Origin of the sequence: Gemmata algarum, assembly GCF_034097035.1 — a bacterium.
Classification (GTDB): Bacteria; Planctomycetota; Planctomycetia; order Gemmatales; family Gemmataceae; genus Gemmata; species Gemmata algarum.
Map to the genome: position 1 here is coordinate 1 of NZ_JAXBLV010000232.1, position 11,558 is coordinate 11,558.

Genomic DNA, 11,558 nt, shown 5'->3' on the forward strand with positions numbered 1-11,558 from the left:
CCCAAACTTCAGCGCTACGCTGAACTTAAAAAGAGACTAGTACGTCCGCGCACGAGATGGGAACGTTGTGCGCAACCACGTCCAGCCGACCGAGACTGTCCGCGGGGTGAAACCCGACGTGAAAAACGGGAAAACCCATCCCCCGAATCGCGAGCGAGTCGCGCGTCGGACCGTCGAGCACGACGCCGCGGCACCCGCGGTACGTCGCAGCGGTCGAGAGCAGTTCGCCCCAAAAGCTGCACGCGGACTCCGATACCACCAGCACGTCGCCCCTCCGGAGCGAATCAACCGCAGCCAGTTCACCGGCATAGGGTTGCGCTGGCGATTGCTCGCGTGCGGGGGCCGTCTGGACGGTGAGCGCGAACCCGGCGGTGTTCGCCTCGGGCCAGAGCGGGCGGACGCGCGGGTTCATGCTCTGGTTGCGGAACCCGAGCTTGTCCAAAACATCGGCAACGACAGGGGTGTAGAGCTTGGCGAGCCGGTCGGCCCACTCGATCGGGCGGTTTGGAAGTGGCATTTCTGGATGCTTTAGGTGTTGGGTGTTTCACCGTCGCGGCTCACGTGCTCCCGCTCGGGCAAAATACGAAAACGCCCAACACCCAACACCAAAACCCGATCAGTCCTTCAGTTCCTTGCCGCTCCACTTGCGGGCGGTCCAGCCGTAATCGACGAAGTCGTAGCTGAACGTGCCGTCGGCGAACAGGTCGATGGCCCCGTAGCACGGCGGGAACCCGTACTCGCTGCCGTTCCACCACGCGCCGCACGCGGCCCCGCCGCAGACGTACCACACCCCGCGGTACTCGCACCGGTCGCACGTGTGCATGTGCCCGCTCAGGCACAGTTTCACGTGCGGGTTCTTGCGGAACACCTCGCTGATGGCCCAGCAGTCCGTGTGGTGCCAAATGCCCGGGACGACGTTGTCGTTGTTCTTGCGGCAACTGTCGCCGTACACCTGCGAGGTCACGCTCAGGATCGGCACGTGACTCATCACCACGGTCGGGAGCTTGGTCTTGGCCAAGTCGGCCTTGAGCCAGTCGAAGTGCTCGGGCGAGAGGGTCGCGTACTTCGGCCAGTTGCACATGCTGTTGAGCGAGACGAAGTGCCACCCGCCCTGGTCGAAGCTGTAGTACGGGGCGGGCATGCCGAGCACTTCGGTCATCAGGCCGAAGCCCTTCTTCTCCGCGGGCACCTCGGCGGTCGGCTCGTTGCCGTCCCAAACGTCGTGGTTACCGAGGCAGGAGTGGATCGGCGCCGGGGCGGCCTTCACGGCCTGCTTCCAGAGCGCGACCTGCTCCGCGGCCTTCGCGCCGGTCGTCTTGCCGTCGACGGCCATCACGGCGTCGCCGGTGTTCAGGATCAGATCCGGCTTGCCGTCCCGGCGGTTCGCCATGTGGGCGAACATCGCGGCGACGCCCTTGCTGGCGTCGCGGTCCTTCGTGATGTGGACATCGGTGATATGCGCGGCCCGCAGCACCGGCTTGCGGTCCGCGGCGCGCGCCGTGGAAACGAACCCGGGCAGCGCGGCGGCGCCGAGCGCCGCGCCGAACAGGTCGCGGCGTGTGGGAGTGGCCATTAATGTTCCTCATTCGGTTCTTGGGGCGCGAAAGCCGTACCGGCTTGGTTTCGGCAGACCCGGGTTCACGAAAGCCCGCCGGCACGGCCCTGCCGCCCACCTCAAGTTCAGCGGGCTGCGCCGGCGGAAGCAGGCGGTTACTTTTTCTGCCCGGCTCCGGCACCGGGGCCGGCCCCCTGCTCCTTCTGATTCGGCTTCTCCGCCGGAGACTTGTTAACGGTGGGAGCGGAGTCGCCGCACCCGAGGACAACGAACACGCAGAAAGCGAAGAGCGCGAGCGCAACAAACCGACGCATGGGTATGTGATCCTGAAGGTGTGGTGAGAGCGGGCCGTAGGCGCCCGAACCGAAAGCTCGGAGAGCTTACCAGTCGCTCCCGAGAACCTCGCCCCCGTTGGGGGTCATCGCCATCCACCACGTGTCGCCTGAGGTGCCCGTCGACACCGTCCGAACGCTGCCGTCTCCAAGGCCGACCATGATACCGCCCGAACCCATCTGGGTGGCGAGACGGAAGTCACAGGTGGCGCTCGCCCCGGCCCAAGTCGGGTTCGACTGGAACTTGGTCCCAGCGCCCGTTACGTACCCCGTGCTGCTCGCCCCGTTCGACCAGTAGTTGAGCACGGGCATCCACTCGTACCAGGACCCTGCGTTGGCGTACGGGGCGATGTTGTAGAACGGGCCGCTGGTGTAGCTGGGGCGGTACGCCGTCGGGCGGCGCTCACAAAGCGTGATGCGGGTGGTGTAGAAGACGGTGTTCGAGGTGCCGTCGGTTACTGCCAAAATGTTCTTCTTCGTGTCGAGGGTGGTGCTGAAGATGCCACCCAGGGCCAAGTAGTTCGCCACGTACCCCGTGGCCGCGTAAGGCTGGGAGTTGAAGTACGGATCACTGACCGTGCCGGTGGGAGCGGACGGATCGGTCGGGTTGATGAACATCTTCGGCGGGGGGTTCCCGTAGGTGATGGCGTAGTACTGCTGGCTCGCCGCCGTGTTGTTGTCCACCATTTGCTTGAGGTTGCCTTGCTCGACGTACGGCAGGATGTGGACGATCCAGGAGCCGTCCTTATACCCCTTAGCCGTGCCGTACTCGACGAACGACGGCGGCAGGTGGCCGACGGCATCATTGTACCCGTGAGTCGCCAGCCCAATTTGTTTCACATTGTTCTGACTCTGCGTGCGCGCGGCCGCCTCTCGCACCTTCTGGACGGCGGGCAGCAGCAGCCCGATCAGGATCGCAATGATCGCGATCACCACCAGCAGCTCAATGAGCGTGAAGCCGGCCTTTTCGTTCCAATTGCGACGAAGCATGGGAACCCTCGGGAGACGAATGATACACGTGAGCCGGGGCGGCACATCTGTGATGAGAGAGTACTGAGACAGGCGAGAGGCTACAACACAGCAAGCGTGAAGATCTCACTAAGCCCTCGGCAATCTGTCCCAATCAGAAAATATCAGCGGAGCACGGGCTCGCGGTTGCTGCGGCGATATTGTTGCGTATTCTTGTTAAAAAACATCACGGGCTGCTAACGCGCACCCGTGGCCGTTTGTAACGGATCTGAATGCTACACCGCCCGGCCGTTTTCGACGGAGCAGCATGTGCCTCGGTCCGAATCGCCCGTTGACGACACGACCCCGAAATACGTCCACCTCGCGGACCAGCTCGCGACGCGGTTGAGGGCTGGCGAGTGGAGCATGGGCAAACTGCCCACCGTCCGCGACATCGCCGACACCTACGATGTCTCCTCGTTCACCGCGTCGCGGGCGCTCCAGTTGCTCCGCGACCGCGGGCTGGTGGTCACGCGCGACCGGTCCGGCTCTTACGCGGCGGCCGAGCGGGACGCGGACCCGGTGGCGCGGTGGGCGGTGGTGATGCGGGTGTCCCCCGGGCCGTGGCAGAGTGCGTCGGAGGCCGTTGTTAGAGTAGGGTTCGAGCGCGTCGTGGGTCAGGGGGCGTTCGCGCTGCGGCCGCTCGCGGTGCCCCCGACCGCGGACGCCGCCGAGGTCGACCGGGCCACTGCGGCGGTGGCGAAGGGCGGGGCGACGGGCGTGTTTTTTCTGCCGTCGCGCGTCTCCGAAGACACCTGCCGGCAGGACGAGTGGTTCTTGGCCGGGTGCCGTAAGCGCGGGCTTCCGGTGGTGCTGCTGGACCGCAACCTGCGCGGCGAGCGGCGCGAGTTAGAGCGAGATCTGGTGGCCTCGGACCACGCCGACGGGGGCCGCCGCTGCACCGAGCACCTGCTCGCGCTGGGGCGCAAGCGGATCGCGTGCGTGGTCGCGTCCCCAACGAGCACACACACGGATCGACTCGCCGGTTACCTGTCGGCGATCGAGAACGCCGGCCCGGGGCGCACGCCAATCGTGCTGCGGGTGCCCGAGCGTTTGGAGGCCCGTGAGGCGTATCCGTGGATCGCGGACGAGCTCGTCCGGGCCGGCACCGACGGGGCGATCTGCTATCAGGATTACGTTGCAGTTGGGGTGATTCTGGAGCTGTTCCGCCGCGGGCTCAACGTGCCGCGTGACGTGGCCGTCGTGGGCTGCGACGACCTGCCGATCGGCCAGAGCTTCGCGCTGGGGGTGTCGTCGTACACGTACCCGTCGGAAGAAATTGTGCGGACCGCGCTGCGGGTGATGGCGAACCGGATCGCGTACCCCGGCGACCCGTTCGCCAAAGTGCTACTGCCCGGCAGGCTCGTCGTGCGGGACAGCAGCGTCGTGGGATGAGCAAGGGATAAGGCAAAAGTCGAAAGTGAAAAGGCAAAAAGGAGAACACGATTTCAGTAGTTCCAAGTTGGTCACATGCGTGAGCCACCCGCCTGCATCAGCAGGCGGGTGTACCCTGGGCGTTCTCCATCAAACGATTGATCTCGCCACAGCGGTCGCTAACTGGAAACTACTGGATTCCTTTTTTGCCTTTTCACTTTCGACTTTTGCCTTGGTCACCCCGCCACGGCTCTCATCTTCGCCAGCCCGGTCTTCGCAACGACATGCGGGTCCTGCTTCCAGTAGTTGCGGTTGAACAGTTCCAGCGAGACGAACCCGGTGTAGTTCATTTTCCGCAGAGCCGCGAACACGTCCTTCAGCGGCGCGATCCCGTCGCCGGGGTACACGCGGTCGGCGTCATTAATCTGGTCGCGCCCGATCTTGGGGTAATCGTTGACGTGGAAGATCCCGATCGCCGAGGCCGAGAGGAGCGGCAGCCCGGCGAAATCCGATCCCCCTTTGTAGAGGTGGTACACGTCCGGCAGCACGCACCCGCGCGCGTCGCCGCACTCGACCGCCACCAGGAGCGCCTCGCCGAGTCGCCGCATGGTCTTCGAGAACCCCCACACCTCGGCGACCGGGATGACGCCCATCTTGGCGCCCAGGTCGAGCAGCGCGCGGTAGCGGTCCGCCGCCGCAACGAGGTCGATGATCGGTTGCGTGAACTTCGGGTCGTCGCGCTTGCTGGCGCCGCCGGTCGCGCCGACGGGCGGCGCGGCCACGCGCGGGCACCCCAGTTCGGCGGCCCAGTCCATGTCGCGTTTGGCCTGCTCCAGTCCCCTCTTGCGGCGGTCGGTGTCCTCCACGATCCACTCGGCGAAGCCGATCAGGTCCGCGATTTTCAGCCCGGCGTCCGCCACGCGCGTGCGAAGCTCCTTCAGCGTGCCGCCGCCCTTCAGATACGCGTCGACTTCCGAAACCCACGGCTCAAAGGCGTCGTACCCGGCCTTCGCGGCGATGTCGATGAGTTCAGTAATGGGGCGCGACTTCCCATCCTTGTCGCGAACGGTGCTGGTGTTCAGACAGAACCCGAAGGACGATTTCGGCGCGTCGGCGCGAGCCTCGGCGGGACGTGCGACGAGAGCGGCGGCGCCGCCGGCCAGCACCGCCCGGCGCGAAAGGTCGGTGGACATGGTTCAAGTCCTCGCGTGGTTTCGAGAGCTACGGCGCTCGCCGCAGACGGCGGGCGCTCGGGAATGGTGGGGGGTGGCCGGTCGCCGTCCACTGGCAGGTTGTGAGATGAGCCTTCGAGCCGGCTCTGTTCCGCGACGCCGGCCCCATCGTCTTGTGCGAAGAAACGCCCGGCTGCGCACAGGGTGCCCTTTACGAACTACGTAAGCGCGAGCGCTACGCGGGCGGGGTCACGGCGGTTTCCGCGACCGCAGGCTCTTCGATCCGCCCCGGGCGGTCGCGGAACACCAGCAGGAACACCACCAGGCACACCATCACACCGATGCTCGGCACCATCCAGAACTCGCTCCAGCTCACCGACTTCGTTTCGGGGTTCGTGTATTTGTCTTGGAGGATACCGCACAGGAGGCTACCGAGCCACATCCCGACGCCGTAGGTGAGGAAGCTGAACAGCGCCTGTGCGCTGGCCCGGATGTCTTTCGGGGCCTTGTTGTCGCAGTGGATGAAGCCGGCGGCGAAGAAGAAGTCGAAGCAGAGCCCGTGGAGGGCGATGCCGACGATCGCCATCGCGAAGCCGACGCCCTCGGGACCGGCGTTGGCGAACAGGAAGTATCGGAGGCCCCAACAAAACATGCCCAGCGCCAGCACCCACTTCATCCCGATCCGGACCAGGAACAGCGGCAGCAGCGGAAGGAAAATCGTTTCGCACACCTGCCCGATGCTCATCGTGCTCCCGATGTCCTTCACCCCGCACTGCTTCGCCAGAAAGTCCGACGTGGACGTGTAGTAGAACGCCAGGACTACGGTAATCGCCAGCGACACGATGAAGAACGCGGCGAACGAGAAGTCCTTGAACAGTCCGATGGCGCGGACGAACGGAACGCCCTTCGCCTCGCCCTTTGGCGGCGTGTGGGGCAGGAAGAAGCTGTACACGCCCAGCGCCGCCGACAACCCCGCGGCCATCAGCAGCGGGCCGTTGGTGGCGGCGGCCGTTTTGTCCCCTTCGCGGAACACGCGGTCGACGACGAGGCCGGCGGCGATCCAGCCCAAAGTTCCCAGTACGCGGACACCGGGAAAGTCGCGCTGCCCGTCCGGAACGTGCTCGAAGGTAATCGAGTTCGCCAGCACCAGCGTCGGGTTGTACAGCAGCGCGTACACGAAGGTGAGCGCGAACAGCGTCCAGTACTGGCCCGGATCCTGAGTCTGTGCGATCAGGTACAGCAGGCCGGCTCCGGCAAGGTGACAGATCGCCATCAGCTTCTCGCTCGCCAGCAGCCGGTCCGCAATGTAGCCGGCGAAGATGGTCGAGAAGATGGCCCCGAGCGCCATGTTGCCGATCAACGCCCCGGCTTGGCTGCTCGTGAAGTTCAGCCCGAGGAGGTACGGGAAGAACACAACGAACCACGCCCCCCAAACCGCGAACTGGAGGAACATCATGACGGACAGATTGATTCGTAGCGGGAGCGAGAGCGGGGGCGCAGCGGACTGAGCGGCGGACATGTCGGCTCCGGGTGGGAAGCGTTCGGCGAGGGAATGTCGCTGAATGTAAACCCCGGTGTGTGCGATGGCAACTGAGAACAGCGGGCCGCGGGCAGAAGGCGGCGGGCAGCGCGCCAAACGACCGCCACCGCCCTTTCTTCTGCTCATTTCTTTGCGGGTTCGGTGAGCGGCTCTTGCGCGGGGAACGTGATGCGGTGCTTCCATGCGTCACGGGCGAGCGGGTCGAACACGCGAACGGTTCCTTTCCGCCACAACTCACTGACAAACTTGTCGCGCTCAGCCTCGCGGCTCTCGCGCGTCACACGGTCACCATTCAGGCGCGCCTTCACCACGCTCGCGACGTACTGGTCGGCCATGAACTGGCGTTCCGTCTGGCGACGGATCACCTGGACCGTCAGCCCCTCGGTCCGGAGCCGCGCCACAAGTTCCTCGTCCGACTTCGCCCCGATCTTATCGCACAACGCACGCAACTGCCGACCCGCGGACTGCGCCGCCAGTTCCTGAATTTCACCAACCACGTTCAGCTTGTTGGCCTTCTTCAGCTTCGTGTGCATCTCGTCCAGGATGAGTTCCCGCTCGATCGCCTTGCGCAGTGCCCGTGCGGGCAGATCGTTGTGCCACGCGGTCCCCGCGGGCGCGCCGAGTGCCGCGGCCAGCGCCTCCGCCCCCCTCGCTCCGGGCATCTGGTACAGGACGCCGCGAACGTCGTGATTGGTAATGACGCTGCTCTCACCGACCCGGGCGACGATCTCCACTCGGGGGACCGTATCCGCAGGTGCCGCTGGCCCCGATTGTTCACGTGTCGTTTCCGCGTGTGCGGCTCTGACGGCCGGTACGGACAACGCGGGCGTATTCCAGGCTCCGAGGCTGGTGAGTGTGGCGCACGTGGCCACCGCCGCCAGGGCCAACTTCCATTTCGCCATCATCGCCTTTGTGACCTCCTCCGTGAGGGACAACACCGCCGCCGGCACCACACCCGACGAGCGCCCCAGCGCCGTCACCGCGTGGCGCACCGTCGCACCCGCCAGACCCGACGGCACCGCCACGCCCAACCCGCCCGCCACCGGCACCACGCCGCGACGCGACAGCCGCTCGCGCAGCAGCTTGCGGCCACGCGCCAAGCGGCTCGACAGCGTCCCCTCCGCCACGCCCAACTCGCGAGCCGCCGCACGCCGGCTCAGCCCCTGCACCTCGCACAGCACCAGCGGCTCACGGTACCGCGCTGGCAAGCCCGACAGCTCCTCGTCCACCACCGGGCCGGCGTCGTCCGGGTCCGACGCCGGCGCCACCGGCTCCACCATCGGAACCTCCCCACGCTCTCGCGACACGCGACGCGACCGACGCGCGCGCACCTTCCGCGACACCCGCAGCGCCACCCCGTACAACCACGGCCCCAAGCCCGCACGCCACGGCGTCGAACTGGCGCGGCGCACCAGCACCAGGAACGTCGCCTGGAACGCGTCCTCCGCGTCCGGCGTGGGACCGAGCGCCCGCCGGCACACGCCCAGCACCGACGGCCCGTGCCGCCGCACCAACTCCGCGAACGCGCCCTCGTCCGAGTCGATCACGAACGCGCGCACCAGGGTTGCGTCCGTGCGATCGTCCGGAGCGATCAAATGCGACACCCCGTGAAGAACCGAAACCGGCATACTCTGCTCCCGTGCCGCCGAAGCAACAACGCAATCGAGATTCCCAACACGGACGGGAGGCCGCACCACCCGCCGCACGGTCACCTCTTCGCCGGATCGATCTTCGGGAACGTCAAATGATACTGCGGGGCAGCCTCTTTCATGATCTCTTTTGACAGCCTTCGGAACTCCTTGTTTACTTTTGCGCCCGTGACATCGTCCGCGAGTGCCGCTTTCTCCTTCTCGAACGATTTCGTTCGGTCCGCCGGAATGATCCGGTCGCATTTGAGTGCGATGAATCCCCGCTCGCCTTCAATCTCAACGGAAATCAAGGGACTCACCTCGCCCGGTCGGAGTTTCGCCGCGGCCGCATGCGCGGCCTGTTCCGCCGGGTGGTCCTCAAACGGCTGCGCCCGGGGAATCGGCTCGCCGCGTCCGTCGGTCGCGATACCCGATCGCGGCTGTCCGGCCTGAGTGCAGCGGCGAGCGTGGGCGTCGAACTCCTTCTCACTGCTGCACACCTTCTCGTAAGCCGCACGAGCCTCTTTTTCGTCACCCCAGATGATGATGCGGCAGTCGAGTTTCTCGCCGTACCGCACGTCGAACGCTTGGCGTAGCTCCGCTTCGGTCGGAGGTGCGGCTTTGGCTTTTGCGAGCCGTGAGAGCATGATGATTGGGACGTTTACGTCCTCGTGCCACTCGTCGATCGTCTTTCCCTGGCTCTTCAAGATATCCGCTCCCAACTGCTCCCGTGACATCTTGAGTGCGGCGGCGGTGCGGTCGAGTTGCTCCTGGATTTCCTCGGGCGACAGTTTGAGCCCCTGGCGAGCGAACACGGTGCTCACGATTTGTCGGTACACGAACCCTTCCAGTTCCTTCGGCCCGTACCGGCGGATGAGGTGCTCGGCGAACTGCTCGCGGGTCACCGCCACGTCACCGAAGATCGTGGCCACCGGCTCCGCACCCGCCTTACCCGTCGGCAGCGGTGCCGTCGCCCCCGCGCTCGCCTTGTCCGCCAGCCCGGCGGGAGGTTGGGCCGGTGTGCGCCACGCGCCCGCTCCGGTGAGTACGACGCACGCCGCCACCGACACCAGGGCCGGGTTCCGTCTCGTAATCATCGCTCTCGTGACCTCGTCCGTGAGAGAGTTGAAGTGCGACCGGCACGCCCGGCCGCACGAACCGAGGGGTGACGACGCGCCGTCACTTCTTCGCCGGGTCCGACTTCGGGAGCGGCTCGCGCTCCGGGAACGTCAAGTGGTACTTCGGGGCCGCCTCGCGCTTGTATTCGGTGAACAGCTTCGGGAGTTCGCGCTCCAGTCGCTTACTCGCGACCTCGGCCAGGAGCGCCGGCTTCTCCTTCTCGAACGACTTGGTGCGGTCGGCCGGTATCACCCCAACGCACTTGACCAGCACGAACCCGGTATCGGTTTCGACGAGCGGGCTAAGCTCACCCGGCTCAAGTTTCGCCGCCGCGACGGACACCGGGCTCGCGTCGGGGTCGGGTTTGCGTGGGAAGGCCGGAACGCACCCGCCGGACGCGGCGAGGTGAGGGGTTGCTTGATTGCGAGCGCAAGTTTCGAATGTGCTCCACCCCTCGCGAATACTGGCCACAACCCGCAGCATCTCCTTGTCCTTGTCTTTCCCCCAGCAGATCACGCGGCAGTCGAGCCGTTCGCCGTGTCTTGCCTCGAACGCTTGCCGCAGTTCGGCTTCCGTAACTGCCGGCATCCGCCTCTTGAGCAACTGCGACATCATGAGCCTGGGCTCGACCACGTCCTCGCCCCACTGCTCCAGCGATTTCCCGAACTTGGGCAGGACTTCGGCGACGAACGTTGCGCGCGTGAGGCCGAGCGCCGCGATTTCTGCCTCAAGTTCGGCGGTCACGTCACTCTTTTTGAGCGTCAGCCCGCTGCTCCGAAACACGTGCGCCACGATCTGCCGGTTCACGAATCCTTCCAGTTCTTTCTGCCCGTACCGACGAATGAGGTGTTCGGTAAACTGCTCGCGCGTAACGGCCACATCACCGAAAATAGTGGCGATCCTCTCTGCGCCGTCCTCGGCCTTCGCCCGCTCAGGGGCGGGTTGCTTGGCCGGCGGAGCCGACTTCTTCTCGTCGGCCCGGGTCGCTGCGGCTGAAACGTCGCTTACCGGTGCGGGATGCGCCGACGTGTTCCATGCTTCAAAGCCGGTGAGGGCGGCGCAGGTGGCCACCGCCGCCAGCGCCAGTTTCCATTTCGCGATCATGGTTTTCGTGACCTCCTCCGTGAGAGACAGAATTGCGATCGGAACGGCCCCCGCTGCCCGCGCCAGCGCGTGAGTCGCGTGCCGCACGGTGGCCCCGGCCAGTCCCGCCGGCACGGCGACCGCCAGCCCGCCGGCCGCCGGCGCGACCCCGCGCCGGGCCAGCCGCTCGCGCAGCAGTTTGCGCCCGCGGGCGAGGCGACTGGAGAGTGTGCCCTCGGTGAGCCCCAGTTCGCGGGCCGCGTCGCGGCGGCTCGCGCCCCGGATCTCGCACAGCACCAGCGGCGCCCGGTACCGCGCCGGCAGCGCGGCAAGTTCGTCGTCGAGAACGGCAGCCGCGTCGTCGGGCTCGGAGGCCGGTGTCGCGGGTTCGGTCATGGGTTGTTCCGGCCGTTCGTGGGTACGGCGCCGCGCACGGACCGCGCGGGCCTTGTGGGCAACTTTGAGCGCCACGCCGTACAGCCACGGGCCGAGCGCGTCTCGCCACTCGGTCGAGCGGGCGCGGCGCACGAGCACCAGGAACGTGGCCTGGAACGCGTCTTCCGCGTCCGGCGTCGCGCCCAATGCGCGGCGGCACACGCCCAGCACCGTCGGCCCGTGCCGCCGCACCAGTTCCGCGAACGCGCCCTCGTCAGAACCGGTCAGGAACGCCCGCACCAACCCTGCGTCGGTGCGTGGATCGGGTGCGGTCAGCCGCGCCACGGCGTTCAGAACAGAACCCGGCATCGT

Annotated in this window: 10 protein-coding genes; 1 reads left to right on the forward strand and 9 read right to left on the reverse strand. The window is 66.3% G+C overall.

From position 1 onward, the window contains the following. Positions 1-25: 25 nt before the first annotated feature. From R5W23_RS28755 to R5W23_RS28770, 4 genes are all read right to left on the reverse strand, one after another. A complete protein-coding gene (locus R5W23_RS28755) occupies positions 26-517 on the reverse strand; it encodes an RraA family protein (RefSeq protein ID WP_320689354.1) in 492 nt (163 codons plus the stop codon). Between the two features lie 99 nt (positions 518-616). Then, positions 617-1,573, reverse strand: coding sequence for a metallophosphoesterase family protein (locus tag R5W23_RS28760; protein ID WP_320689355.1), 957 nt, complete (start codon positions 1,571-1,573; stop codon positions 617-619). A gap of 137 nt (positions 1,574-1,710) precedes the next feature. Further along, on the reverse strand, positions 1,711-1,869 hold the full coding sequence (locus R5W23_RS28765) for a hypothetical protein (protein ID WP_261184255.1): 159 nt from the start codon (positions 1,867-1,869) through the stop codon (positions 1,711-1,713). Positions 1,870-1,935: 66 nt separating this feature from the next. Then, positions 1,936-2,877, reverse strand: coding sequence for a DUF1559 domain-containing protein (locus R5W23_RS28770; RefSeq protein WP_261184254.1), 942 nt, complete (start codon positions 2,875-2,877; stop codon positions 1,936-1,938). Positions 2,878-3,165: 288 nt separating this feature from the next. Here R5W23_RS28770 and R5W23_RS28775 point away from each other — a divergent pair, with 288 nt between their 5' ends. Continuing rightward, a complete protein-coding gene (locus R5W23_RS28775) occupies positions 3,166-4,290 on the forward strand; it encodes a LacI family DNA-binding transcriptional regulator (RefSeq protein WP_320689356.1) in 1,125 nt (374 codons plus the stop codon). 215 nt (positions 4,291-4,505) lie between these two features. On the opposite strand, the gene R5W23_RS28780 is transcribed toward R5W23_RS28775, so the two are convergent. The 5 genes from R5W23_RS28780 to R5W23_RS28800 form a co-directional block, all read right to left on the reverse strand. After that, positions 4,506-5,462 (reverse strand): sugar phosphate isomerase/epimerase family protein, encoded by a 957-nt coding sequence (locus R5W23_RS28780; RefSeq protein WP_320689357.1) that lies wholly within the window; start codon positions 5,460-5,462, stop codon positions 4,506-4,508. Positions 5,463-5,676: 214 nt separating this feature from the next. Next, on the reverse strand, positions 5,677-6,960 hold the full coding sequence (locus R5W23_RS28785; RefSeq protein ID WP_320689358.1) for an MFS transporter: 1,284 nt from the start codon (positions 6,958-6,960) through the stop codon (positions 5,677-5,679). A gap of 143 nt (positions 6,961-7,103) precedes the next feature. Then, positions 7,104-8,609, reverse strand: coding sequence for an RNA polymerase sigma factor (locus tag R5W23_RS28790; protein ID WP_320689359.1), 1,506 nt, complete (start codon positions 8,607-8,609; stop codon positions 7,104-7,106). Between the two features lie 80 nt (positions 8,610-8,689). Further along, entirely contained in the window at positions 8,690-9,706 is a 1,017-nt protein-coding gene (locus tag R5W23_RS28795) for a peptidylprolyl isomerase PrsA family protein (RefSeq protein WP_320689360.1), read from the reverse strand. 82 nt (positions 9,707-9,788) lie between these two features. After that, positions 9,789-11,555, reverse strand: coding sequence for a sigma-70 family RNA polymerase sigma factor (locus R5W23_RS28800; RefSeq protein ID WP_320689361.1), 1,767 nt, complete (start codon positions 11,553-11,555; stop codon positions 9,789-9,791). Between the last annotated feature and the right edge of the window lie 3 nt (positions 11,556-11,558).

What these genes read in the sequence shown, in the direction of transcription:
- R5W23_RS28770 (WP_261184254.1), bottom strand. Translation starts at nt 2,877, where the DNA reads ATGCTTCGTCGCAATTGGAACGAAAAGGCCGGCTTCACGCTCATTGAG.
- R5W23_RS28780 (WP_320689357.1), bottom strand. Translation starts at nt 5,462, where the DNA reads ATGTCCACCGACCTTTCGCGCCGGGCGGTGCTGGCCGGCGGCGCCGCC.
- R5W23_RS28795 (WP_320689360.1), bottom strand. Translation starts at nt 9,706, where the DNA reads ATGATTACGAGACGGAACCCGGCCCTGGTGTCGGTGGCGGCGTGCGTC.
- R5W23_RS28800 (WP_320689361.1), bottom strand. Translation starts at nt 11,555, where the DNA reads ATGCCGGGTTCTGTTCTGAACGCCGTGGCGCGGCTGACCGCACCCGAT.
- R5W23_RS28755 (WP_320689354.1), bottom strand. Translation starts at nt 517, where the DNA reads ATGCCACTTCCAAACCGCCCGATCGAGTGGGCCGACCGGCTCGCCAAG.
- R5W23_RS28785 (WP_320689358.1), bottom strand. Translation starts at nt 6,960, where the DNA reads ATGTCCGCCGCTCAGTCCGCTGCGCCCCCGCTCTCGCTCCCGCTACGA.
- R5W23_RS28760 (WP_320689355.1), bottom strand. Translation starts at nt 1,573, where the DNA reads ATGGCCACTCCCACACGCCGCGACCTGTTCGGCGCGGCGCTCGGCGCC.
- R5W23_RS28765 (WP_261184255.1), bottom strand. Translation starts at nt 1,869, where the DNA reads ATGCGTCGGTTTGTTGCGCTCGCGCTCTTCGCTTTCTGCGTGTTCGTT.
- R5W23_RS28790 (WP_320689359.1), bottom strand. Translation starts at nt 8,609, where the DNA reads ATGCCGGTTTCGGTTCTTCACGGGGTGTCGCATTTGATCGCTCCGGAC.